Here is a 22268-nt window from a genome sequence, read left to right on the forward strand (position 1 = left end):
ATGAAGACCCCGCGGCAGGGATGGCGCGGGGTTGGGTATTGCCTCTGGCTGGGCTTGGAGGAATCGGGCTCGCCGGAATCAAGTCGGGCTGGAACGTGCCTGGCTGAAACGAGTGTGGTGGCGTGATGACCGAGATGGATGACCAGCCTGCGGGCAAAACCAAGCGCGGTCGCCAGCAGACGCCGCTGCAACGTGCACTGGGCCTGCTGGTCAGGCGCGAGCACTCGCGCAAGGAGCTCGGTCGCAAGCTCAAGTCGCGCGGCGTGGACCCGGAGGCGGTGGATGCGGCGGTGGCCAAGCTGGCCGAGGGTGGCTGGCAGGACGACACCCGTTTTGCCCAGTCGCTGGTCCGCAACCGCGCAGGTAGTGGCTATGGGCCGCTGCATATCCGCGCGGAGCTGGGCACCCATGGACTGGACAGCGAGCAGATCGAGGCCGCGATGGCGTCGTTTGAGGGCGATTGGACTGAAAACGCCCGCGACCTGGTATGCCGCCGTTTTGGTGCCAGTGGCCCGGAAGATCTGGCGCAACGGCGCAAAGCCGCGGATCTATTGGCCCGGCGAGGCTTTGACGGCAACTGCATCCGCCAGGCCAGTCGCTACGATCCAGAGGACTGAACAGGACTGGGCGGGCTGGGCCTGATACCCTTTCAGGGTTTCGGTTGTCCCGAATTCCCGCGCCCGCAAAGGCTGCCGGGACCCGCTTGCCAGCTTACCGCCAGTCCCCATGAATACACCTGCCAAATTTACTACTTCCCAGATCCGCGCTGACTTCCTCGAATTCTTCAAGGGCAAAGGCCACACCATCGTGCCGTCGGCACCCTTGGTGCCGGGCAATGACCCGACCCTGCTGTTCACCAACTCGGGCATGGTCCAGTTCAAGGACGTGTTCCTGGGCGCGGAAAAGCGCAGCTATGTGCGCGCAGCCGACGTCCAGCGCTGCCTGCGCGCTGGCGGCAAGCACAACGATCTGGACCAGGTCGGTTACACCGCGCGCCACCACACCTTCTTCGAAATGCTGGGCAACTGGTCGTTCGGCGATTACTTCAAGAAGGACGCCATTGCCTGGGCATGGGAGCTGCTGACCCAGGTCTGGAAGCTTCCGGCCGATCGCCTGCTGGTCACCGTTTACCAGACCGATGACGAAGCCTACGCGCTGTGGCGCGACATGATCGGCATCCCGGAGTCGCGCATCGTACGCATCGGTGACAACAAGGGGGCGCCGTTCGCGTCGGACAACTTCTGGCAGATGGCCGATACCGGCCCCTGCGGTCCCTGCACCGAGATCTTCTATGACCATGGCGACCATATTGCCGGTGGCCCGCCGGGCTCGCCGGATGAAGATGGCGATCGCTTCATCGAAATCTGGAACCTGGTGTTCATGCAGTTCGACCGCCAGCCAGACGGTTCGCTGCAGCCGCTGCCGGCACCGTGCGTGGACACCGGCATGGGCCTGGAGCGCCTGGCTGCGATCCTGCAGCACGTGCACACCAACTACGAGATCGATCTGTTCCAGGCGCTGATCCGCAAGGCGTCCGAGCTGACCGGCATGGCCGATCTGGAGAACAAGTCGCTGCGGGTCATCGCCGACCACATCCGCGCCTGTTCCTTCCTGATCGTCGATGGCGTACTGCCGTCCAACGAAGGCCGCGGTTACGTCCTGCGCCGAATCATCCGCCGCGCCCTGCGCCATGGCTGGATGCTGGGCGTGCGCCAGCCGTTCTTCAACAAGCTGGTACCGACCCTGATCGAGCAGATGGGCGAGGCCTACCCGGAACTGCCCGCACAGGCTGACACCGTAGTACGCGCTTTGCTGGCTGAAGAAGAGCGTTTCGCTGAAACCCTCGATTCGGGCATGAAGATCTTCGATGACGTTGCTGCCAAGGTCAGCGATGGCGTCATTCCGGGTGTCGACGCGTTCCGTCTGTATGACACCTACGGCTTCCCGGTCGACCTGACCGCGGACATCGCCCGCGAACGCGGCATGACCGTGGACATGGCCGGCTTTGATGCCTCGATGGAGCACCAGCGCGAAACCGCGCGTGCGGCCGGCAAGTTCGGCGGCGGCGTGACGCTTTCCGCCGAACTCGTTGCCAGCCTCAGCCCGACGGTGTTCCTCGGCTACGACCGTCTGCAGGCCGATGGTCTGAAGGTTGTCGCGCTGATCAAGGACGGTCGTTCGGTCGACGCCGTGCAGGCGGGGGATGAGGTCATCGTGTTCACCGCGCAGACCCCGTTCTACGCAGAGTCCGGTGGCCAGGTCGGCGATACCGGCGTGCTGTCGGCCAGTGGCGTCACGCTGGCGGTGGGCGACACGCAGAAGTTCGCCGGGCAGTTCCACGGCCATGTCGGCAAGCTGGAGCAGGGCACGCTGAAGGTCGGCGATGTGCTGGCTGGTGCGGTTGATGCCGCGCGTCGCAGCGCCACAATCCTCAATCACTCGGCTACCCACCTGTTGCACGCCGCCCTGCGCGAAGTGCTGGGCACCCACGTGCAGCAGAAGGGCTCGCTGGTGGCGCCGGATCGCCTGCGTTTCGACTTCTCGCACTTCCAGCCGATCACTGCCGAAGAGCTTGCCGTCATCGAGCGCAAGGTCAACGAACAGGTACGTGCCAACAACGCTGCCGAAGTGCACAACATGGGCATGCAGGAAGCGCTGGATTTCGGTGCGATGGCACTGTTCGGCGAGAAGTACGGCGAGAACGTGCGCGTGCTGAAGATGGGCGAGTACTCCACCGAGCTGTGCGGCGGCACCCACGTTTCGCGGACCGGCGATATCGGCCTGTTCAAGATCACCTCCGAGGGCGGTGTGTCCTCGGGCGTGCGTCGTATCGAGGCGGTGACCGGGCAGGGTGCGCTGGACTATGTGGCTGACGAGGAGGCGCGCCTGCACGAAGCTGCGCAGCTGCTCGGCGGCAGTGCTGGCGACGTGGTGGACAAGATCCGCCAGCTTGGTGAGCGCCAGAAGAAGCTGGAGCGCGAACTGGAAGCCCTCAAGGCCAAGGTTGCCTCTGGTGCCACTGCCGATCTCGGCGGCTCGGCGGTCGATGTGGCCGGCGTGAAGGTGCTGGCGGTGCGCCTGGAAGGTTTTGATGCCAAGGCGCTGCGCGACGCGATGGATCGCCTGAAGCAGCAGCTGGGCGACGCCATCATCGTGCTGGCCGGTGTGCAGGACGGCAAGGCCGCCCTTGTGGCGGGCGTGAATGGTGCGGCGCTGGGCAAGGTCAAGGCGGGCGAGCTGCTGGCCCACGTTGCGTCCCAGATCGGCGGCAAGGGCGGCGGTCGTCCGGACATGGCCCAGGGTGGCGGTGAAGACGGTCCCAAGCTTGTGGAGGCCCTTGAAGGCGTCCTGGCCTGGGTCAAGCCGCATCTGGCCTGAATGTGACAAGTCACGCACCTTGAAGGTGTTCGCGCCCTGACGGTAACATTGGGAGTCTTTTCCCCTTTGTCGTGGGGCGCATAGCTCGAAGCGCGCCAATGCCGGTGGGAAACCCACCGGTTCCATGGAGATTTACACAATGTTGATCCTGACTCGCCGAGTAGGCGAAACCTTGATGATCGGCGACTCGGTCAGCGTGACCGTGCTCGGCGTCAAGGGCAACCAGGTACGTATCGGTATCACCGCGCCGAAGGACGTTGCTGTCCATCGCGAGGAGATTTTTCAGCGTATCCAGCGTGGCGATGAGCCTGCAACTCCCGGAAGTGAAGAAACTTCCGAATAAGGGGTTTACCTTTCACCTCGTTTAACGTTATTCTTCGCGCCCCGCTTAGGAATACACGCAGCGGGGCAAGAGAAACGGAGTGATGCCCGAGTGGCTGAAGGGGCTCCCCTGCTAAGGGAGTATAGGGTTAAAAGCTCTATCGAGGGTTCGAATCCCTCTCACTCCGCCAGTTTCAAAAAAGCCCCTTTATCGGGGCTTTTTTGTGTCTGCAGGTTTTTATTTGCAGTCTCTTTGAGTTTCTCTTTGGGGGTGTCGCGCGTGGTGCGTGCAATGGTGCTGCGCGACTGTGGGGAGCGGCGAGTGAGTGCCGGATGGTCACACTGTAGTGCCGAGCCATGCTCGGCAGGAGCCCTCCCGATAATGCCTGTGCCGAGCATGGCTCGGCGCAGTGCTACTTGCGCCGAAGCGCATTCGCTTCTTTGTGGGAGCGGCGTAAGCCGCGAAGCTGATGCTCGATCAGGTTGCGGGCCTGTGGGGGATTTCAATGGTGTCAGCTTCGCGGCTTGCGCCGCTCCTGCAGGTGCTGATGCGCCTCTGGAGGTGTGTAGGGCGGGGGCCTGCTGTGCTGATGCACTGCTGGGAAAGCCTCTGTCGAGCGTGGCTGGGCACTACAGTGCTCGTGCTCCTGCGCGTCGCTGGTGCGCGCTGAAGGGCGTATAGGGTACGGTGAGGTGCCGCTGTAGAGTCGAGCCCTGCTCGGCTGGAGCTTTCCCGGTAACGCCTCTGCCGAGCATGGCTCGGCACTACGGAATGTCTGTTAAAAAACACGCATAAAAAAACAGCAGGCAATGCCTGCTGTTTTTGGTATTGGTGCGCTCGGAGAGATTCGAACTCCCGACCACCTGGTTCGTAGCCAGGTACTCTATCCAACTGAGCTACGAGCGCTCAACATTGCTGTTGTAGTTTGAAGCGGTGCAGATTGAATCTGCGTTCTGACATGGTGCGCTCGGAGAGATTCGAACTCCCGACCACCTGGTTCGTAGCCAGGTACTCTATCCAACTGAGCTACGAGCGCGTCGTTGCCAGGAGCGAGATTATGCGGATTTGAGACGTTTGCGTCAACGCTTTTGTGAAAATTTCTTAATCTTCGGGATGAATCAGTGCCGAAGCCACGTTCTGTGGTGATTTCATCCAATGAAAGTGGTCGGCGCGGGCATCCAGGTCGCGTGATGACAGTACTTTCAGGCTGCGTGCCGACGCTGGAAGTTTGGCCAGCAGCTGCTGCATCGAACTGACCGGCGCCAGCCAATCACTGTCCAGTACCACGGCGCGCGTCGGTGCACTGATACGACGCATGCCGGCTTCAAGGTCGATTGGCATTCCCTGTGCGGCGTAATGATTGCTCAGGCCCACGCGCGCCCAGTCGCGTATCAGTCCACGCGCTTCGGTACCGCCGAAACCGACGCGTCGGCCGGGCAGGGTGCCATTGCGTTGTGCAAGCCATGGCAGGAAGCGATAGGCCAGCGGCAACAGCCAGCCACGCGGCGGCGGAAAGCTGCGCCACCATGGCGTGCCGCTGGCAACCAGCCACAATGCATCGAGCTCGGCATCGCGCAGGCCGGCATAGCAGCAGCTGAGCTGGCCGCCAAGGCTGTGGCCGCCAAGCCGGAACGGCAATCCGGGCAGCACTTCATGCACGGCCGCTTCGGCTGCTGGCAGGTCGATCTGCAGCAGTTCCATGTAGCCCCAGTCGTGGCTGCAGTCCGGGCGCAGAGTGCTACTGCCGTTGCCGCGCCATTCGTGCAGGAAGACCGCAATGCCGCGGACAGCGAGGGCCTCGGCGAAAAGTTGGTAATGGCGCGCAGCCACGCCCAGCGCCGGCAGCCACAACAGGCAGGCGCGGGGCTGAGCGGGCAGGTAGGCCAGCAGTTCGAAGCTGTGGCCATCGGTGCAGTTGACTGGAACCGCCATTGTCTTGAAAGGCGGGGAGTTCGTACTCATGCCGAAGGTGCCGCGCCAAAATGATCCAGCACCATCACTTCGCTGCGGCCCGGGTGATAGCCACCCTGCAGGCCGCGTGCGACATAGTCGATCGCTGCTTCGCAGGCATTGGCCAGCGACAGTCCGCAGCACAGCTGCGCCGCGATGGCCGAGGCCAGCGTGCAGCCGGTGCCGTGGGCATCCACCGGCAGGCGGACATGGCTGAATTCCTCGCGGCTGACACCGTCGAAGTAACGATCAACGACGCGGTTGCCTTCCAGTAGATGGCCGCCTTTGAGCAGCACTGCGCCAGCGCCCATCTCGATCAATGCGGCAGCTGCATCTTCGGCCTCGTCGCCATTGCCGATGCTGCGCCCAAGCAGGAGTTCTGCTTCGGGTGTGTTGGGTGTCAGCAGGGTGGCAAGTGGCAGCAGGCGTTCGCGCATCGCGCGCAGGGCGCTGTCCTCAAGCAGCTTGGCGCCGCTGGTGGCGACCATCACCGGATCGAGCACGATATGGGTGGGGCATCGCTGCTCCAGTACATCGGCAACCAGGTGGATCACATCGGCGTTGGCGAGCATGCCCAGCTTGACCGCATGGATGTCGAAATCGTCGAAGCAGGCGTCCAGCTGCGCCTGCAGGAACGGCAACGGTGGCACGTGCACGGCGGTTACGCCGCGGGTGTGCTGTGCAGTGAGGGCGGCGATCGCCGACAGGCCGTGCACGCGGTGGGCGGCAAAGGCCTTGAGGTCGGCTTGGATGCCGGCACCGCCGCCGGAGTCGGAGCCGGCAATGGTGAGGGCGGAAACGGGCGTTGAAGGACTCATGCGTCGATTGTGCAGGGTTTGCCCGTCGCCTGCCTCAGGCGTGGCGGCGTGCTACCCATTGCCGGTACAGCACGTAGCCCAGGCCGGTGAGTCCGGTCAGTACAGCGGGGACTAGCAGCGCGTCGTACTGCCAGCGCGCGAACAGCCAGGCGCCGAGGATGCCGCCCGCCAGGAAGCCACTGATGATCAGGCCGCTCAGGGTCAATCGGTGCATCGGCACTGGCAGGCCGCGCAGCAGGTGGCCCAGGCCGATACCCAGGTCGGTGAACATGCCACTCAGGTGGGTGGTGCGAACGACGGCGCCACTGAAGGTGGTGACCATCGCGTTCTGCAGCCCGCAGGCCATGGCGGCAGCCAGTGCGCCCCAGATCTGCTGCTGTTTGAACAGCGGGATGGCCAGCAGCAACAAGGCCGATTCCAGCGCCAGTGCGATGCCGTAACGGCGGCCGAGCTGAAGGGTGCTGTCCTGGATGATCAGGCCGCTGAGCACTGCCCCAAGGGCAAAGGCGATCAACAGCCCCCACAGATGCCCGACCGAGCGCCAGTCGGCATGCGCTAGGGCGATGCCGAGCTGGCTGGTGCTGCCGGTGAGGTGGCTGACGGCCTGGTGTTCAAACCCCAGGAAACCGACAACGTTGACGATGCCGGCCACGCAGGACAGCACGATGGCGCCAATCCAGACCCAGGTGGGCAGGCGAACCTTCATGCCGACGCCGGATCAGGGCTTGGACCGCGCGCCGTTGCGTTCGATGCTGGAGAACGTGCCGGCTTGTGGGTCGTACACCGCGCCCCAGAACTGCGCGCCGCCATCGCAGACACGGATCGCCTCGCGGGCCGGGTTGATGTCGCTGTGGTCGGGCAGGGTAAAGGCGTTGATGTAGATCAGGCGCTTGCCGCTGGACTCGAAGCCCACGTACTGCCGGCCGGACAGGGCCGGCTCGGCAATGCTGGGCTGCAGTTGTGCCAGCCGGCTCTCCAGTGCGTCGATATCGGCGCGGCTGGGTGCCCAATAGCCGGTGACTTCACCGGCATGTTTGGCGGGGCTGTCGCGCGAGCAGGTGTCCAGCACCTGCGCGGCGACCACGGGGCGGGTGACGACCCAGGACTGTCCGGTCTTGACCGCCGTCGGCACGCTGCCGGGGCGCGTGTTCGACGGCGTGCAGGCTGCCAGCGTGAGTGTTGCTGCAGCCAGCAGGGACAGCGTGTGCAGATGTTTCACAGAACCTCCGAAGCATAATCGGCCAGACGCGAGCGTTCGCCCCGGCGCAGTGTGATGTGTGCACTGTGCGGCCAATTCTTGAAACGGTCCACCGCATAGGTGAGGCCGGAGGTGGTTTCGGTGAGGTAGGGCGTATCGATCTGCTCGACGTTGCCCAGGCAGACGATCTTGGTGCCGGGGCCGGCGCGGGTGATCAGGGTCTTCATCTGCTTCGGGGTGAGGTTCTGTGCCTCGTCCAGGATCAGGTAGCGCGACAGAAAGGTGCGCCCGCGCATGAAGTTCATCGAGCGGATCTTGATGCGGCTGGCCAGCAGGTCATTGGTGGCCGCACGGCCCCAGGCGCCGCCGTCCTGGTTGTGGGTGAGTACTTCCAGGTTGTCGGTGAGCGCGCCCATCCACGGCGTCATCTTTTCTTCTTCGGTGCCGGGCAGGAAGCCGATGTCCTCGCCCACGCTGACGGTGGCGCGGGTCATGATGATCTCGCGGTAACGCTGCGTGTCCATGGTCTGCGCCAGGCCGGCGGCCAGGGCGAGCAGGGTCTTGCCGGTGCCGGCGGTGCCGAGCAGGGTGACAAAGTCGATTTCCGGGTCCATCAGCGCATTGAGGGCAAAGTTCTGCTCGCGGTTGCGCGCGGTGATGCCCCAGACCGAATGTGAGCCGTGGCGGAAGTCGTTGACCACCGACAAGGTGATGCGGCCATCGCCCTCGACCTTGCTGACCTTGAGCTCCACTTCGTCATCGCCGGCCAGGTAGGCGTACTGGTTGGGATGCCAGTCCTCGTCGTCGGCGGCCTGGATCTCGTAGCTGGTGCGGCCCTTGTCGCTCCAGCTGCGCAGGCTTTCGCTGTGCTTCTTCCAGAAATCCTCCGGCAGCACCGTGGCGCCGGTGTAGAGCAGGCTGAAGTCGTCCAGCGCGCGATCGTTCTCGTAGTCCTCCGAATCGATGCCGGCGATGGCGGCCTTGATCCGCAGGTTGATGTCCTTGGAAATGAACACCACCGGTGTTTCCGGGTGCTCTTCCTTCAAGGCCAGGATCGCGCCGAGGATGGCGTTGTCCGGGATCACCTTGCCAAAGCTCTTGCCGGCCTCGAAGTGGCTGGTCTGGAAGTAGAGGTTGCCGGCACTCTGCGCGCCGCGCAGCTGCAGACCCTTGGGGCGTGCCAGCGGCACGCCGTTCTGCACGCTGCCGATGCCGGCTTGTTCGATCAGCTCATTGAGGAAGCGGCTCACCTGGCGGGCATTGCGGCTCGCTTCGGTGGTGCCCTTCTTGCCGTTGTCCAGCTCCTCGATCACCTGCATGGGCAGGTAGACATCATGTTCCTCGAATTTGAACAGCGCGGTCGGATCGTGCATCAGCACGTTGGTATCCAGTACGTAGATGCGCTTGCCTCGGGTCATCGTCTATTCCTGGTGGCGGGACAGGGTCACGCCATCGCACCTGCAGGGCAGGGCGATGACGTGGGTTGGAACGGGATGTGGGTCACTTGGTTTGAGCGGCCTTCAGTGCTTCAAGCACGGCATCGGCATGGCCGGCGACTTTGACCTTACGCCATTCCTGCACGAGCTGGCTGTCAGGAGAGATCAGGAAGGTGCTGCGTTCGATGCCTCGCACCTGCTTGCCGTACATGTTCTTCATCTTGATCACGTCGAAGGCGCTGCATAGCGCTTCGTCGGCGTCACTGATCAGTGGAAACTTGAAACCCTGCTTGGCGCAGAAGTTGTCGTGCGACTTCACGGAGTCGCGGGAGATGCCGAACACCTGCGCGCCCGCACGCTTGAACCTGGGAAGCAGGGCGTTGAAGTCCAGGCCTTCGGTGGTGCAACCGGGGGTGCTGTCCTTCGGGTAGAAGTACAACACCAGCCACTGGCCGGCGAGTTCGCCGAGGCTGCTGGTGGTGCCGCCGGACAGGGCCAGTGGCAGTGCTAGGGTGTTTCGGTCCAGGGTATCGCCGATGTTCATCAGATCCTTTCCGGAGCCTGGGGTAGTTCGATTGCAATTACATGAAACGCCGCGCGCCTGTGATGGGCGCGCGAATTTCAGAACTTCATCGGGTCCATGATCGCGTCCAGGTTGAGGTGGTCGCAGAACTCGAGGAAATCGTCGCGCAGGGCGGCGATGTGCATGTTGGAGGGTACGCCAATGGTGATCTGCGCAGAGAACATTTCCGCGCCGGTCTGCATGGCCTGGTAACGGGTGCTCTGCAGGTTCTCGATGGTGATGCCCTGGCGGTCGAAGAAATCCGCCAGCTGGAACAGGATGCCCGGCTTGTCGGCGGCAACGACTTCCACGATATACGGCAGCAGGTTGGACTGCGCCTGCTTGGCGGCGGTGCGGTACCAGACCAGCTTCAGGTTCTCTTCGCGCTCGAGGCGGGTCAGCATGGCTTCGAGTTTGGCGACGGCATCCCAGGAACCGGTGGCCAGTGTGGTCACCGAGACATCGCGGCCGACCGTGGACAGGCGGGCATCGACCAGGTTGCAGCCGCTGTCGGCAATTCGACGGGTGACGGACAGCAGGGGGGACTCCGGATGCGTCGTATAGGCGTTGATCAGGAGGTGGTTTTCGGTCGGCAGCGGCCGCGGCGTGGTGTCGGTCAAGGTGGTTCCGGGTGCTAGATAAGTCTGAACAACACCGTTTGGGGGTTGTTCGCTGGTGTCCAGCATACTTGCCCGTGCTTTCGACCGGCAAGTAACATGCCTTCGGTCACGAACCCGCCGCTCGGCGGGCTTCTTTACCCCCACGAAGAGCGACTGACCCTTTGTCCATATCTGGTCTCATCACCGCGCTGGCGACGCCTTTCAAGGCTGACGGCGCACTCGATCCCGACGGCTGGCAGCGCCTGCTGGCGCAGCAGCTCAAGGGCGGCGTCCAGGGTGTGGTGGTAGCTGGCTCCACCGGCGAAGCCTCCACCCTGTCCGACGATGAATACGATGGCCTGCTGCGCAGCGCCGTTGCCGCCTTTGGCGGCAAGGTGCCGGTGCTGGCCGGGACCGGCCTGTCCGGCACCGCCAGGACGATTGCTCTGACCAAACGCGCGGCCGCCAATGGCGCGACCCATGCGCTGGTGGTTACACCGCCCTATGTGCGGCCCACCCAGGAAGGCCTGCGTCAGCATTACCTGGCCGTGGCCGAGCACGGTGGCCTGCCGGTGCTGTTGTACAACGTGCCCGGGCGCACTGGCTGCGACCTGCTGCCGGAGACTGTCGCCGAACTGGCCACGCATCCGAACATCATCGGCATCAAGGAGGCGGTGGGCGATACCACCCGCCTGAAGGCCCTGCTGGAGCTGCGCAGCGACAGCTTCGCCATCCTCAGTGGCGATGACGGCTCGGCAGCCCGTTCCATGTTGTCCGGCGCCGATGGCCTGATCTCGGTCGGCTCCAACGTGCTGCCGGGTGCGTACCGCACCCTGTGTGACCTGGCCCGCGCCGGTCAGCACGAGGCGGCCGAGGCCTGGGATGCCCGCCTTGAGCCGTACCACGATTTCTGCGGTGTCGAGTCCAACCCCATTCCGGTCAAGGCGCTGCTGCAGCGCATCGGCATCGGTGATGGGCTGCGCTTGCCGCTGCTCCCGCTTTCCGCGCAATACCACGCACATGCCGATCATCTGGCCGCTGACGTGGGTGCGTTGGAAGAACTATCCAGCCGCTGATCCGGCGGCCTTTGAACTCTGGAGATTCACCCATGCGTCAAACCTCTACCGTTCGCGTGTTCTCGCTGGTGCTGCTGGGCGTGGTCACCGCCGTCGCCACCTCTGGCTGTTTCTTCAAGCGCGGTGCGCGCGGCGACTACGCGTTGGCCCCGGAAGCACGCCCGCTGGAAGTTCCGCCGGATCTGAACCTGCCCAACACCTCCGGCTCGGCGCCGATCCCGGCACTGGCGTCGGCGGCCAAGCCGGCGGCTGCCCAGGCCGCTACCGTGGCCTCGTCGCAGAGCGGTTTTACCGTCAGCGGCAGCCGTGACGACGTGTTCGGCAAGGTCGGCGACGCGCTTGCCGGCGTCGAAGGCCTGACCATTGCCAGCCGTGCGCAGCTGCTGGGCAGCTACGATGTCGCCTACGAAGGCAGCAACTTCCTGGTGCGCGTGGTCGCAACCGACGCTGGCGCCTATGTGTCGGCGGTCGATCCGCGCGGCATGCCGGCCACTGACGCCGCTGCAACCAAGCTGATCGCAACGCTGAAGGCCAAGCTGGTCGGTTGATTGCACTGGCGGGGCAATAAAAAAGGGCGCCTGCGTAAGCGGGCGCCCTTTTCATTGGCTGGCTGTTGGGCTGGCTATGCGGCGGCTCAGCGTTCCAGCAGCTTCAGCTTGTCTGGCTTGCCGTCCCATTCGGCCGCATCGGCCGGCGGGTCCTTGCGGATGGTCAGCACCGGCCAGGCCTTGGCCAGCTCGGCATTGAGCGCGACATAACCTTCCTGGCCGGCGGGGACGTCATCTTCCGGGAAGATCGCGTTGACCGGGCATTCGGGCTCGCACAGCGTGCAGTCGATGCATTCATCAGGGTCGATGACGAGGAAGTTGGGGCCTTCGTGGAAGCAATCCACGGGGCAGACTTCGACGCAATCGGTGTGTTTGCACTTGATGCAGTTTTCGGTAACGACAAAAGGCATGGTGGGGTCCGGCTTTGAACCCTGCAATTCTAGATCAGGATGCAGGGGCTGGGCGGGGGCATTCTCATTGGCCAGGGCTGCAGGCGCAAGGAAACGTACCGGAGCCAATGCCCTGGGGCGCTGGCAGGTGTAAAAAGCAAAAAACCCCGCAGGGCGGGGCTTTTGCATTCGCAGACGGAGTTGGCGCTCCCTAGGGGACTCGAACCCCTGTTTTAGCCTTGAGAGGGCCACGTCCTAACCACTAGACGAAGGGAGCGTTTGGTCGCGTCTGGCGAGCGCGCTAGTATATGCATCTGGTTGCCGCTCGGCAATCCCGTAAACCCAACTGGAAGCGCCAACATCAATTCCATAGTTACAACGCCGTTCACCGTCCGCGTGATCCCGCGCGACCAGCACACCATCTCGCGCCGGGATATCAGTCCCAATGCGCTGCGGGTGCTCTACCGTCTGCGCGAATCCGGCTTCGGCGCCTATCTTGTTGGTGGCGCGGTGCGCGACCTGCTGGTAGGTGGACGCCCCAAGGATTTCGACGTGGCCACCGACGCCACGCCGGAGCAGGTCAAGCAGTTGTTCCGCAATTGCCGCCTGATTGGCCGCCGCTTCCGCCTTGCGCATGTGGTGTTCGGCCGCGAGATCATCGAAGTAGCCACGTTCCGCGCCAACAGCGATGACGGCAGCGGCGACCGCGAGGTCGAGAACGGCATGCTGGTCCGTGACAACGTCTACGGCACCATCGAGGACGATGCGGTCCGCCGCGACTTCACCTGCAACGCGCTGTATTACGCCATCGAGGATTTCTCGGTGCGTGACTACACGGGCGGCTTTGAAGATGTGCTGGAGCGCCGGATGAAGCTGATCGGCGATCCGGAGCAGCGCTACCGTGAAGACCCGGTGCGCATGCTGCGCGCGGTGCGGCTGGCGGCCAAGCTCAACTTCGAGATCGAAGCGGCTACCGCCGAGCCGATTCCGCGCCTGGCTTCCTTGCTGGGTGAGGCTGCGCCGGCCCGTCTGTTCGAAGAAGTGCTCAAGCTGTTCCTGTCCGGGCATGGCGTGGCCAGTTTTGAAGGCCTGGAGCGCTACGGTCTGCTGGCTGTGTTGTTCCCGGAAAGCGCTGCCGCGCTGAAGAGCAACCGCACTGGCGCCTTGCGCCGCATCCTGATCGAAGGCCTGCGCAATACCGACGAACGGGTCGCCAACGAGGAGCCGGTGTCGCCGGCCTTCCTGTTCGCGCTGCTGCTGTGGCCTGCCTTCTGCCGCGCGCTGATCGGCCTGCAGAAGCAGGGTCTGGCGCCAGAAGAGGCGCAACGCCGTGCCGCCGACCGGGTGACCCTGCATCAGCTGAGCACGATTGCCCTGCCGCGCCGCTTCTCGCTGCCGATGCAGGAAATCTGGCTGCTGCAGTCGCGTTTCAGTACCCGTCAGCGCAAGCGCGTGCTGCGCACCTTGAGCCATCCGCGCTTCCGCGCGGCCTTCGATTTCCTGGCCCTGCGCCAGGCGGCTTCCAGCGAGCACCAGGAAGACATCGCGTTCTGGCGCGAGGCCCAGGCCGAGGCCGGGCACGCAGTGGGCGCCGGGCTGGATTCAGTGCATACCGATGGCGAGGCGGAGGAGGGCACGGCGCCGCGTCGTCGTCGCCGTCGTCGCCGTAGCGGCGGTGGCAGCGCGACCGCGGGCGAGTAAGCAGCAATGGTTGTAGCGTGTATCGGGCTGGGCGCGAACCTTGGGGACGCGCCTGCCACCCTGCGCTCGGCGATCGATGTGCTGGCGCAGCTGCCGGGTGTGCAGCTGCTGGCCAGCTCGCGCCTGTATCGCACACCGGCCTGGGGCAACGAGGCGCAGCCGGATTTCATCAATGCCGCCGTTGCGCTGCAGACCGGTCTGCCGGCGCCACAGCTGCTGGAGCAGCTGCTGGCGATCGAGCAGCAGTTCGGGCGGGTGCGCGAGCCGGGCCAGCATTGGGGGCCGCGCTTGCTGGACCTGGACCTGTTGCTGTACGGCGAGCAGGTGATCGACCTGCCGCAGCTGCAGGTGCCGCATCCCTTCCTGCACCAGCGCGGCTTCGCCTTGCTGCCCTTGGCCGAGGTGGCGCCAGACGCCCTGATTCCGAGCCATGGAACAGTGCGGGACGTATTGGTAGGCATCAATACCTGCGGTATCGACCCGATAGGGGGATAATGGTCGGCTCATAAGCCACCGTTATGACCACATGAGCACACACGCAGATAGCAAGCCCTGGACCGTCCCCGCATTGGCCGAGGCCAAGCGCAATGGCCAGAAGCTGGTCATGTTGACCGCTTACGACGCCGGCTTCGCCCGTGCCTTCGATGCCAATGGCGTTGACCTGATCCTGGTCGGCGATTCGCTGGGCATGGTGGTGCAGGGGCACGACTCGACGCTGCCGGTCAGCGTTGACGACATGGTCTATCACACCCGTGCGGTCGCCCGCGTTCTTGAGCGCGCGCTGCTGGTCTCGGACCTGCCGTTCGGCGCCGACGCTACTGCGGAGCGCGCGCTGGATGCTTCGCTCAAGCTGCTGCAGGCCGGCGCGGAGATGGTCAAGATCGAAGGTGCTGGCTTCAAGCTGGACATCATCCGTCACCTGGTCGAGCGTGAAATCCCGGTCTGCTCGCATCTGGGCCTGACCCCGCAGTCGGTATTGCGTCTGGGCGGTTACCGCGTGCAGGGTCGTGGCGATGCTGCCAAGCAGCTGCTCGACGATGCCAAGGCCGTGGCCGAAGCCGGTGCCAGCCTGCTGGTGCTGGAATGCGTGCCGACTCCGATTGCCGGCCGCGTCACCGCTGAAATCACGATTCCCACCATCGGTATTGGCGCCGGTCCCGATTGCGACGGACAGGTGCTGGTGCTGCATGACTTCCTCGGTCTGGACAGCGGTCACCGGCGTCCCAAGTTCGTCAAGGATTTCCTTGCCGAAGGCGGCTCGGTGGCCGGTGCGGTCCGTGCCTATGCCGACGCCGTGCGCGCTGGCATCTTCCCCGACGCAGAACACGCTTACGCATCATGATCGAAACCGTTACCGAACTTTCCCGGCTGCGCGCCATTGTCAGCGGCTGGAAGCGCGAGGGCCTGCGCGTTGCGCTGGTGCCGACCATGGGCAATCTGCACGCTGGCCACTACTCGTTGGTGAAGCTGGCGCGTGAGCACGCCGACAAGGTGGTCTCCAGCGTCTTCGTCAACCCGACCCAGTTCGGCCCGAACGAGGATTTCACCCGCTACCCGCGCACGCCCGAGGCCGACACCAGTGGCCTGGAGCAGGCTGGCTGTGACGTGCTCTGGCTGCCCACAGTCGAATCCATGTACCCGTTTGGCGTGGACCTGGCTGCCAAGGTCCATGTGCCGGGCGTGAGCTCGCTGCTGGAAGGCGCGCACCGTCCGGGTCACTTCGACGGCGTGTGCACGGTGGTCAGCCGCCTGTTCAACCAGGTGCAGCCGGATGTGGCGGCGTTCGGGCGCAAGGACTACCAGCAGCTGGCGGTGATCCAGCAGATGGTGGTGGACCTGGCGTTCCCGATCCAGATCGTCGGTGGCGAGATCGTGCGCGAGGCCGATGGCCTGGCGATGAGCTCGCGCAACCAGTACCTGACGCCCGATGTCCGGCCGCAGGCCACGGTGATCCGCAAGGTGCTGCTGGCTGCGCGCGATGCCTACCTGGGCGGCGCCGAGCGTGTCGTGGTGGAGCAGCAGGCCGCAGCACAGCTTCAGGCTGCCGGCTACCTGGTGGATTACGCGGTGGTTCGCATGCCCGACCTGAGCGAGCCGGGTGCCAGCCATGAAGGTGCTCGCGTGGCGCTGGTGGCGGCCAAGCTGGGCACGACCCGCCTGATCGACAATATCGAGTTCTGAACAGGGCACCCGGCGGACTTGAGCTGTCTGTCGGTAGACTCCTGAATGACAGCCAATGGCGCCCTTGTGGCGCCATTGCTGTATCCGGGCAAACGCCATGGGAAAGGTCATGTTGCGGTGCGGGCAAGGGCGCGCGCCGGTGCTAGACTGCGCCCTTTCTCACGCAGTTTCGGCATTGTCATGCAACTCTCCCTGCTCAAGACCAAGATTCACCGCGCCACCGTCACCCATTCGGAGCTGAACTACGAAGGCTCCATCGCGATCGACGACAACCTGCTGCAGGCCACCGGCATCCGCGAGTTCGAACAGGTGCACATCTGGGACGTGACCAACGGTGCCCGTTTCACCACCTACGCCCTGCGCGCGGAAGCCGGCAGCGGCGTGATCTCGCTCAACGGCGGCGCAGCGCGCCACGTGCAGGTGGGCGACATCATCATCATCGCCGCCTTCGCCGGTATGAGCGAAGAAGAAGCCAGCACGTTCAAGCCGAAGCTGGTCTACGTTGACGGCGACAACCGCATTTCCCACACCAACGACAGCATCCCCACACAGGCCGCATGATCACCAACAACGGATTCGACGTATTGCACGCCCACGCCCAGCGTCTGCAGGGCACCGGCATTCCCTCGCTGATGGCTGCAGAGCCTGACCGGGTGCAGCGCCTGGCGCTGAAAGTCGGTCCGTTGTATGTGAACTTCGCGCGGCAGAAATACGACCGCGCGGCCTTGGATGCCCTGCTGGAACTGGCCGCCGCGCGTGATGTCGCCGGCGGCTTCCAGCGTCTGTTCGCTGGCCAGAAGATCAACCACACCGAAGATCGCGCGGTGCTGCACAGCGCGCTGCGCGGCGACGCCAGCGATGCGCCGGTTGCAGTGGCTGCGCGCGCTGAAGCGGTGGCGGTGCAGGCGCAGATGGGCGGCTTGATCAAGGCGCTGGAAGCCAGCAACGTCACCGATATCGTCAGTGTCGGCATCGGCGGTTCGGATCTGGGCCCGCGCCTGGTTGCTGACGCGCTGCGTCCGGCGTCTGGCGCGCGTTTCCGCGTGCATTTCGTTTCCAATGTCGACGGCGCGGCAATGCAGCGCACCCTGGCGACGCTGGACCCGGCGACCACTGCGGGCATCCTGATCTCCAAGACCTTCGGTACCCAGGAAACCCTGCTCAACGGCCGCATCCTCTGCGACTGGCTGGGCGGCAGCGAGCGTCTGTACGCCGTCAGTGCCAACCCCGAGCGCGCCGCCAAGGCCTTCGACATTGCCGCCGAGCGCGTGCTGCCGATGTGGGACTGGGTGGGCGGTCGTTACTCGCTGTGGTCAGCGGTGGGCTTCCCGATTGCCCTGGCAATCGGTTTCGAACGCTTCGGGCAGTTGCTGGAAGGCGCGGCGCAGATGGATGCGCACGCGGCCACTGCACCACTGGCGAGCAATCTGCCGGTGCTGCATGCACTGACCGATATCTGGAATCGCAATGTGCTGGGCTATGCCACCCACGCGGTGATGACCTATGACCAGCGCATGGCGCTGCTGCCGGCGTATCTGCAGCAGCTGGTGATGGAAAGCCTGGGCAAGCGGGTCAAGCGCGACGGCAGCCCGGTCGATGGCGACACGGTGTCGGTGTGGTGGGGTGGTGCTGGCACCGACGTACAGCACAGCTTCTTCCAGGCCCTGCACCAGGGCACCAGTATCGTGCCGGCCGATTTCATCGGCTGCGTGCACAACGACGATCCCTACGAAATCAACCATCAGGCCCTGCTGGCCAACCTGCTGGCGCAGACCGAAGCGCTGGCCAACGGCCAGGACAGCGAGGACCCGCATCGCCAGTATCCGGGCGGTCGCCCGAGCACGATGATCCTGCTGGATGCGTTGACCCCGCAGTCGCTGGGCGCGTTGATCGCCATGTACGAACACGCGGTCTACGTGCAGTCCTTGATCTGGGACATCAATGCCTTCGACCAGTTTGGCGTTGAACTGGGCAAGCAACTGGCCAGCCAGTTGTTGCCGGCCGTGCAGGGCGAAGCGGTGGAAATTGCAGACCCGATGACCCGGGAGCTGTTGGCGCGCCTGCGCTGATTGCAGATTGTTGGTTGAAAAAAAAGCCGCGCAGAGATGCGCGGCTTTTGCTTTGCTCCCTCCCTTTGCCGAAGGCAAGGGGAGGGCTGGGGAGGGGTAAGCCCTTCGCGCTACGGGTGAAGGCCCCGGCCGAGCATGGCTCGGCACTACAGGAAGCAGGGTTAGCGGTTCGGGTCACGTTCCGGGCTAGGTCGTTTGGTCAACTTGCGCTGCAGTGAGCGGCGATGCATGCCCAGCAGGCGCGCGGCCGCGGACACATTGCCGCCGGTTTCATGTAGCGCCTGCTGGATGTGCTCCCACTGCAGGCGGCTGATCGGCGTCATCGCATCTGGCGGCTCAACATCCTCCGGCTCTTCGCCGCCCTCGTCCTCCTCGCCAAGCGCGCGCAGGATCATCTGCACAGTCGCCGGCTTCGGCAGGTAGTCATCCGCGCCCAGCTTGATCGCTTCCACCGCGGTGGCGATGGAGGCATAGCCAGTAACCAGCAGGATGCGCATGTCCTGGCGCAACTCGCGCAGCGGCTGGATCAGATTCAAGCCGGACTCGCTGCCCAGCTTCAGGTCGATCAGTGCGAACGCTGGCGGCGTCTGCGTGGCCAGCTGCATGGCGCTGGAGATGTCGGTGGCGGTGATGGCTTCGATGCCACGGCGGGCCAGCGTGCGCTGCAGGGTGCGCAGGTAGAGCGGGTCGTCATCGACCAGCAGGCCGTGGGTGGCAGCAGCATTCATGGACTTACCTCGATGTTGTTCAACGGCAGGCGAAAGCCGACGCGTGCACCCTGGCCTTCGGCCGGGCGCATCCACAGTTCGCCGTGCAGACGCTCAATGGTGGCATGCGACAGTGCCAGGCCGACACCCATGCCATTGCTTTTGCCGCTGTTGAACAAGGTGCCGGGCAGGGCCGCGTCATTGGCATTGAAGCCGGGCCCGTAATCGCGGACCTCGCCGTAAAGCTGGCCCTCATGGATGCGGATATCCAGGTCGATCTGTGCACGTCCGGCATGCTCGCCCGCGTCGGCGGCATTGTTCAGCAGTACCTGCAGCAGATGACCGATGCCGGGGTCCAGCTTCAGCTGCAGCGGCGCATCGGGGTTGCGTCGCAACTGGATGGTCGGGCGCACCAGTCGCCATTGTTCCAACACGCTGGCGATGGATACCGGTGCGCGGCTGCCTGCGCCTTGGGCGGGGGCGGCCAGCGCCAGTACCTTCTCCCGGCATTGCACCAGCAGCTCGCGCAGGGTTTCCAGGTCATCGCGCATTTCCGGGGTGGCGGCGCCCTGCTCGACGATGTCGTCGGTAAGCAGGGTCATGGTCGCCAACGGCGTGTTGAGTTCATGGGCAACGGATGCGGCATGGGTGGCCAAGGCGACAATGCCTTCATTGCGGACGAAGCGTTCGCGCAGCATCGCCAGCTGGTTCTCACGCTCGCGCAGCGCAGCCGCCAGGCGGGTCGAGAACACCAGCACCACCACGCTGGACAGCAGGAAGTTGGCCGCCGCGCCCCACAGGTGCAGGCTCATCGTGTCGAAGTAGCCGCCCTTCAACGGCAGCCCGAACACGGCGCTCAGTGCGTAGCCTGCCACGCAGGCAGCGGCGACGGCATGGGTCCAGCGTAGCGGCAGGGCAAGCGCGGCCAGCGCGATCAGGATCAGGAACAGCGAGCCGAACGGGTTGGCGATGCCGCCGCTCCAACCCACCATCCAGGTCAGTACCGTGACGTCGACCAGGATATGGCCGAAGGCGGTAACCGGTGCCGGGTCGGTGTCATGCACGCGCAGCTGCACGTACAGGTTGAACAAGGCCAGCACGGCGACGCCGGCCCACAACGGCTCCTGCGGCAGTTCCAGCCCCAGCAGCCAGGTGGCTACAAGGATGGTGGCTGCCTGACCGGCAGTGGCCAGCCAGCGGAGGCTGCACAAGGTGCGTAGAAAAGAGGTATCTCGGGTTTCCATGCTGCAATCGTATGCTGTCGCGGTGGCTGCCATGCAATCCAAGGTTCATGCCGCACGGGTGGCTGGCGCGCTAAAATGGGCCATGCATGACGCCGTGACCCGCCCAACACCGCCCACCGACGCTACCGCGTGGCCCCGCCGCATCACCCAGTCCGTCGCCATCGGCGGCGTCAAGGTGGGCGGAGGCAATCCCGTGGTCGTGCAGTCGATGACCAATACCGATACCGCCGATGTGGCTGCCAGCGTCAAGCAGGTGGCCGACCTCTGGCGCGCGGGTTCGGAGATGGTGCGACTGACCGTCAACAATCCCGAATCGGCCGCGGCCATTCCGCGCATCGTCGAGAAGCTGGCGATGATGGGCATCGATGTGCCGCTGATCGGCGACTTCCATTACAACGGCCATCAACTGCTGACTGGCGAACCGGCCTGCGCCGAGGCACTGGCCAAGTACCGCATCAATCCGGGCAACGTCGGCTTCGGCAAGAAGAAAGACACCCAGTTCGCGCAGTTGATCGAATTCGCCATCAAGTACAACAAGCCGGTGCGCATCGGCGCCAACTGGGGCTCGTTGGACCAGGCGCTCGCCGCCAAGCTGATGGACGAGAACAGCCAGCGTGCGCAGCCGTGGGATGCCGGTCGCGTGCTGCGCGAGGCCTTGATCCGCTCGGCGCTGGATTCGGCCGAGACTGCGGTTGACCTGGGCTTGCCGCGCGATCGCATCGTGCTGTCGGCCAAGGTCAGCGGCGTGCAGGAACTCATCGCCGTGTACCGCGATCTGGCGCAGCGTTCGGACTTTGCCCTGCACCTGGGCCTGACCGAGGCTGGCATCGGCAGCAAGGGCATCGTCGCTTCGTCGGCGGCGCTGGCGGTGCTGATGCAGGAAGGTATCGGTGACACCATCCGCATCTCGTTGACGCCCGAACCGGGCCAGTCGCGCACGCAGGAAGTCATCGTTGCCCAGGAGTTGCTGCAGACCACCGGCCAGCGCGCTTTCACACCGCTGGTCACCGCCTGCCCGGGCTGCGGCCGTACCACCTCCGAATTTTTCCAGGAGCTGGCCAAGGTGGTGCAGAACCACGTGCGCGAAAAGATGCCGGTGTGGCGTGTCAGCCATCCCGGTGCGGAGAACATGACGCTTGCGGTGATGGGCTGCATCGTCAATGGACCCGGCGAGTCGCGTCACGCCAACATCGGCATTTCCCTGCCGGGTACCGGCGAAACCCCGGCCGCGCCGGTGTTCGTCGACGGCGAAAAGAAGGTCACCCTGCGTGGCGAGAACATCGCCCATGAGTTCGTCGCGCTGATCGATGACTATGTCGAGACCCGGTATGCCCGAAGCTCCGGTTGATTCCCGGAGCGAAGCTGCCGGTCTGCGCCGCTGGCTCGCCCACAATGCGTGGCGGCTGGTGGTGTTGTTCATCGGCGTGCTGCTGCCGTTGGCGGGCTTTGTGGCCCTGGCCGATGATATCCATGAAGCCGAAGCTTTCCACTTCGACGCAGCCCTGCTGCTGCGCATGCATGCCATCGCCTCGCCTGGCCTCAACGGCTTCTTCGTGCTGATGTCCAAGCTTGGCTATCAGTGGGGCGTCATCCCCTTGGATATCGTGATCGTGGTGGTGTTGCTGCTGTGGCGACGCTGGCGCAAGGCTGCGTTCGCGGCGACAGCATTCATTGGCTCGGCGCTGTTGAACCTGGGGAGCAAGCAGATATTCCAGCGCGAGCGCCCGAGCCTGTGGGAATCGATTGCACCGGAAAGCACGTTCAGTTTCCCCAGTGGGCACGCGATGGGCTCGATGACGTTGGCCCTGACCCTGGTGTTTCTGACCTGGCGCACGCGCTGGCGATGGCCGGTGGTGGCATTGGTCAGCGGTTTTGTCGTTTCGGTTGGCCTGTCACGGGTCTATCTGGGGGTGCATTACCCCTCGGACATCCTCGGCGGCTGGTGTGCCGCAACGATCTGGGTAACAGGCGTGTACATGGTGATGTTCCGTCGACGCTGGTCCTTGCCAGCGCCCTGACGTGCACTGCAATTGGTAGTGTCCAAAAGGTAAGAGAAGTCCTAAGTCATTGGACGAATTGACCTGATGGAT

At 64.4% G+C, this 22268-nt stretch carries 23 protein-coding genes and 4 tRNA genes; 14 read left to right on the top strand and 13 right to left on the bottom strand.

The genetic code is table 11. The features are described from left to right. Nucleotides 1-134 precede the first annotated feature (134 nt). From recX to AC13FW_RS03400, 4 genes are all read left to right on the top strand, one after another. The gene (recX, locus tag AC13FW_RS03385; RefSeq protein WP_482988274.1) at nt 135-617 is read left to right on the top strand and encodes a recombination regulator RecX; all 483 of its coding nucleotides are present in this window, start codon (nt 135-137) and stop codon (nt 615-617) included. Nucleotides 618-726: 109 nt separating this feature from the next. Beyond that, a complete protein-coding gene (gene alaS / locus AC13FW_RS03390) occupies nt 727-3378 on the top strand; it encodes an alanine--tRNA ligase (protein WP_482988189.1) in 2652 nt (883 codons plus the stop codon). Nucleotides 3379-3517: 139 nt separating this feature from the next. Beyond that, nucleotides 3518-3721 carry a carbon storage regulator CsrA gene (gene csrA / locus AC13FW_RS03395; RefSeq protein WP_057628248.1) on the top strand — a complete coding sequence of 68 codons (204 nt, stop codon included), beginning with the start codon at nt 3518-3520 and terminating at the stop codon, nt 3719-3721. Between the two features lie 76 nt (nt 3722-3797). Continuing rightward, nucleotides 3798-3890, top strand: a tRNA-Ser gene (locus AC13FW_RS03400). A gap of 639 nt (nt 3891-4529) precedes the next feature. On the opposite strand, the gene AC13FW_RS03405 is transcribed toward AC13FW_RS03400, so the two are convergent. The 9 genes from AC13FW_RS03405 to AC13FW_RS03445 form a co-directional block, all read right to left on the bottom strand. Next, a tRNA-Arg gene (locus AC13FW_RS03405) sits at nt 4530-4606 on the bottom strand. Nucleotides 4607-4659: 53 nt separating this feature from the next. Beyond that, nucleotides 4660-4736, bottom strand: a tRNA-Arg gene (locus AC13FW_RS03410). 65 nt (nt 4737-4801) lie between these two features. Further along, a complete protein-coding gene (locus tag AC13FW_RS03415; RefSeq protein ID WP_482988190.1) occupies nt 4802-5662 on the bottom strand; it encodes an alpha/beta hydrolase family protein in 861 nt (286 codons plus the stop codon). Continuing rightward, nucleotides 5659-6468, bottom strand: coding sequence for a bifunctional hydroxymethylpyrimidine kinase/phosphomethylpyrimidine kinase (thiD, locus tag AC13FW_RS03420; RefSeq protein WP_282267587.1), 810 nt, complete (start codon nt 6466-6468; stop codon nt 5659-5661). Before thiD ends, AC13FW_RS03415 begins: the two co-directional genes overlap by 4 nt. Before the next feature lie 34 nt (nt 6469-6502). After that, on the bottom strand, nt 6503-7174 hold the full coding sequence (locus AC13FW_RS03425) for a YoaK family protein (protein ID WP_482988191.1): 672 nt from the start codon (nt 7172-7174) through the stop codon (nt 6503-6505). A gap of 12 nt (nt 7175-7186) precedes the next feature. Next, entirely contained in the window at nt 7187-7678 is a 492-nt protein-coding gene (locus AC13FW_RS03430; RefSeq protein WP_482988275.1) for a hypothetical protein, read from the bottom strand. 5 nt (nt 7679-7683) lie between these two features. Beyond that, the gene (locus AC13FW_RS03435; protein WP_282267591.1) at nt 7684-9084 is read right to left on the bottom strand and encodes a PhoH family protein; all 1401 of its coding nucleotides are present in this window, start codon (nt 9082-9084) and stop codon (nt 7684-7686) included. An 82-nt stretch (nt 9085-9166) separates the two neighbouring features. Continuing rightward, nucleotides 9167-9646, bottom strand: coding sequence for a peroxiredoxin (locus tag AC13FW_RS03440; RefSeq protein WP_481615188.1), 480 nt, complete (start codon nt 9644-9646; stop codon nt 9167-9169). 77 nt (nt 9647-9723) lie between these two features. Continuing rightward, nucleotides 9724-10350: a glycine cleavage system transcriptional repressor gene (locus tag AC13FW_RS03445; RefSeq protein WP_481509109.1), complete on the bottom strand. Its 627-nt coding sequence runs from the start codon at nt 10348-10350 to the stop codon at nt 9724-9726. A gap of 95 nt (nt 10351-10445) precedes the next feature. Here AC13FW_RS03445 and dapA point away from each other — a divergent pair, with 95 nt between their 5' ends. After that, nucleotides 10446-11339 (top strand): 4-hydroxy-tetrahydrodipicolinate synthase, encoded by an 894-nt coding sequence (gene dapA / locus AC13FW_RS03450; protein ID WP_481615187.1) that lies wholly within the window; start codon nt 10446-10448, stop codon nt 11337-11339. Nucleotides 11340-11371: 32 nt separating this feature from the next. Continuing rightward, complete coding sequence (locus AC13FW_RS03455; RefSeq protein WP_482988192.1) at nt 11372-11887, top strand: hypothetical protein; 516 nt, start codon at nt 11372-11374, stop codon at nt 11885-11887. 86 nt (nt 11888-11973) lie between these two features. Here the strand turns inward: AC13FW_RS03455 and fdxA are convergent, their stop codons facing one another. Together fdxA and AC13FW_RS03465 are read right to left on the bottom strand one after the other, a co-directional pair. Beyond that, nucleotides 11974-12297 carry a ferredoxin FdxA gene (fdxA, locus tag AC13FW_RS03460; protein WP_282268190.1) on the bottom strand — a complete coding sequence of 108 codons (324 nt, stop codon included), beginning with the start codon at nt 12295-12297 and terminating at the stop codon, nt 11974-11976. Nucleotides 12298-12478: 181 nt separating this feature from the next. Then, nucleotides 12479-12553 (bottom strand) — tRNA-Glu (locus AC13FW_RS03465). A gap of 41 nt (nt 12554-12594) precedes the next feature. Here AC13FW_RS03465 and pcnB point away from each other — a divergent pair. The 6 genes from pcnB to pgi all read left to right on the top strand — a co-directional run bounded on the left by pcnB (nt 12595) and on the right by pgi (nt 18227). After that, nucleotides 12595-13977, top strand: coding sequence for a polynucleotide adenylyltransferase PcnB (pcnB, locus tag AC13FW_RS03470; RefSeq protein WP_282268196.1), 1383 nt, complete (start codon nt 12595-12597; stop codon nt 13975-13977). A 6-nt stretch (nt 13978-13983) separates the two neighbouring features. Next, nucleotides 13984-14472, top strand: coding sequence for a 2-amino-4-hydroxy-6-hydroxymethyldihydropteridine diphosphokinase (folK, locus tag AC13FW_RS03475; RefSeq protein ID WP_482988193.1), 489 nt, complete (start codon nt 13984-13986; stop codon nt 14470-14472). Between the two features lie 31 nt (nt 14473-14503). After that, nucleotides 14504-15319, top strand: coding sequence for a 3-methyl-2-oxobutanoate hydroxymethyltransferase (panB, locus tag AC13FW_RS03480; protein WP_482988194.1), 816 nt, complete (start codon nt 14504-14506; stop codon nt 15317-15319). Next, entirely contained in the window at nt 15316-16158 is an 843-nt protein-coding gene (panC, locus tag AC13FW_RS03485; RefSeq protein WP_482988195.1) for a pantoate--beta-alanine ligase, read from the top strand. The genes panB and panC overlap by 4 nt, the downstream gene beginning before the upstream one ends. A gap of 180 nt (nt 16159-16338) precedes the next feature. Then, nucleotides 16339-16719 carry an aspartate 1-decarboxylase gene (panD, locus tag AC13FW_RS03490; RefSeq protein WP_282268181.1) on the top strand — a complete coding sequence of 127 codons (381 nt, stop codon included), beginning with the start codon at nt 16339-16341 and terminating at the stop codon, nt 16717-16719. Beyond that, nucleotides 16716-18227 carry a glucose-6-phosphate isomerase gene (gene pgi / locus AC13FW_RS03495; protein WP_482985494.1) on the top strand — a complete coding sequence of 504 codons (1512 nt, stop codon included), beginning with the start codon at nt 16716-16718 and terminating at the stop codon, nt 18225-18227. The genes panD and pgi overlap by 4 nt, the downstream gene beginning before the upstream one ends. 161 nt (nt 18228-18388) lie before the next feature. Here the strand turns inward: pgi and AC13FW_RS03500 are convergent, their stop codons facing one another. Both AC13FW_RS03500 and AC13FW_RS03505 read right to left on the bottom strand, forming a co-directional pair. Beyond that, complete coding sequence (locus tag AC13FW_RS03500; protein WP_282268178.1) at nt 18389-18955, bottom strand: response regulator transcription factor; 567 nt, start codon at nt 18953-18955, stop codon at nt 18389-18391. Next, nucleotides 18952-20178, bottom strand: a complete 1227-nt coding sequence (locus AC13FW_RS03505) for an ATP-binding protein (protein WP_282268175.1) — start codon at nt 20176-20178, stop codon at nt 18952-18954. Before AC13FW_RS03505 ends, AC13FW_RS03500 begins: the two co-directional genes overlap by 4 nt. 82 nt (nt 20179-20260) lie before the next feature. Here AC13FW_RS03505 and ispG point away from each other — a divergent pair, with 82 nt between their 5' ends. Both ispG and AC13FW_RS03515 read left to right on the top strand, forming a co-directional pair. Next, nucleotides 20261-21526 (top strand): flavodoxin-dependent (E)-4-hydroxy-3-methylbut-2-enyl-diphosphate synthase, encoded by a 1266-nt coding sequence (gene ispG / locus AC13FW_RS03510; protein ID WP_482988276.1) that lies wholly within the window; start codon nt 20261-20263, stop codon nt 21524-21526. Beyond that, nucleotides 21507-22196, top strand: a complete 690-nt coding sequence (locus AC13FW_RS03515; protein ID WP_482988196.1) for a phosphatase PAP2 family protein — start codon at nt 21507-21509, stop codon at nt 22194-22196. Before ispG ends, AC13FW_RS03515 begins: the two co-directional genes overlap by 20 nt. Nucleotides 22197-22268: the final 72 nt, after the last annotated feature.

This window comes from Stenotrophomonas sp. 21LCFQ19 (genome assembly GCF_056861425.1).

Bases quoted from the DNA above. Each gene is read 5' to 3' on its own strand.
- panC (WP_482988195.1), top strand. From the start codon at position 15,316: ATGATCGAAACCGTTACCGAACTTTCCCGGCTGCGCGCCATTGTCAGC.
- thiD (WP_282267587.1), bottom strand. From the start codon at position 6,468: ATGAGTCCTTCAACGCCCGTTTCCGCCCTCACCATTGCCGGCTCCGAC.
- AC13FW_RS03515 (WP_482988196.1), top strand. From the start codon at position 21,507: ATGCCCGAAGCTCCGGTTGATTCCCGGAGCGAAGCTGCCGGTCTGCGC.
- AC13FW_RS03505 (WP_282268175.1), bottom strand. From the start codon at position 20,178: ATGGAAACCCGAGATACCTCTTTTCTACGCACCTTGTGCAGCCTCCGC.
- AC13FW_RS03440 (WP_481615188.1), bottom strand. From the start codon at position 9,646: ATGAACATCGGCGATACCCTGGACCGAAACACCCTAGCACTGCCACTG.
- fdxA (WP_282268190.1), bottom strand. From the start codon at position 12,297: ATGCCTTTTGTCGTTACCGAAAACTGCATCAAGTGCAAACACACCGAT.
- AC13FW_RS03425 (WP_482988191.1), bottom strand. From the start codon at position 7,174: ATGAAGGTTCGCCTGCCCACCTGGGTCTGGATTGGCGCCATCGTGCTG.
- AC13FW_RS03500 (WP_282268178.1), bottom strand. From the start codon at position 18,955: ATGAATGCTGCTGCCACCCACGGCCTGCTGGTCGATGACGACCCGCTC.
- csrA (WP_057628248.1), top strand. From the start codon at position 3,518: ATGTTGATCCTGACTCGCCGAGTAGGCGAAACCTTGATGATCGGCGAC.
- AC13FW_RS03435 (WP_282267591.1), bottom strand. From the start codon at position 9,084: ATGACCCGAGGCAAGCGCATCTACGTACTGGATACCAACGTGCTGATG.
- pgi (WP_482985494.1), top strand. From the start codon at position 16,716: ATGATCACCAACAACGGATTCGACGTATTGCACGCCCACGCCCAGCGT.
- panD (WP_282268181.1), top strand. From the start codon at position 16,339: ATGCAACTCTCCCTGCTCAAGACCAAGATTCACCGCGCCACCGTCACC.
- panB (WP_482988194.1), top strand. From the start codon at position 14,504: ATGAGCACACACGCAGATAGCAAGCCCTGGACCGTCCCCGCATTGGCC.
- ispG (WP_482988276.1), top strand. From the start codon at position 20,261: ATGCATGACGCCGTGACCCGCCCAACACCGCCCACCGACGCTACCGCG.
- folK (WP_482988193.1), top strand. From the start codon at position 13,984: ATGGTTGTAGCGTGTATCGGGCTGGGCGCGAACCTTGGGGACGCGCCT.
- AC13FW_RS03445 (WP_481509109.1), bottom strand. From the start codon at position 10,350: ATGCTGGACACCAGCGAACAACCCCCAAACGGTGTTGTTCAGACTTAT.
- recX (WP_482988274.1), top strand. From the start codon at position 135: ATGGATGACCAGCCTGCGGGCAAAACCAAGCGCGGTCGCCAGCAGACG.
- alaS (WP_482988189.1), top strand. From the start codon at position 727: ATGAATACACCTGCCAAATTTACTACTTCCCAGATCCGCGCTGACTTC.
- AC13FW_RS03415 (WP_482988190.1), bottom strand. From the start codon at position 5,662: ATGAGTACGAACTCCCCGCCTTTCAAGACAATGGCGGTTCCAGTCAAC.
- AC13FW_RS03455 (WP_482988192.1), top strand. From the start codon at position 11,372: ATGCGTCAAACCTCTACCGTTCGCGTGTTCTCGCTGGTGCTGCTGGGC.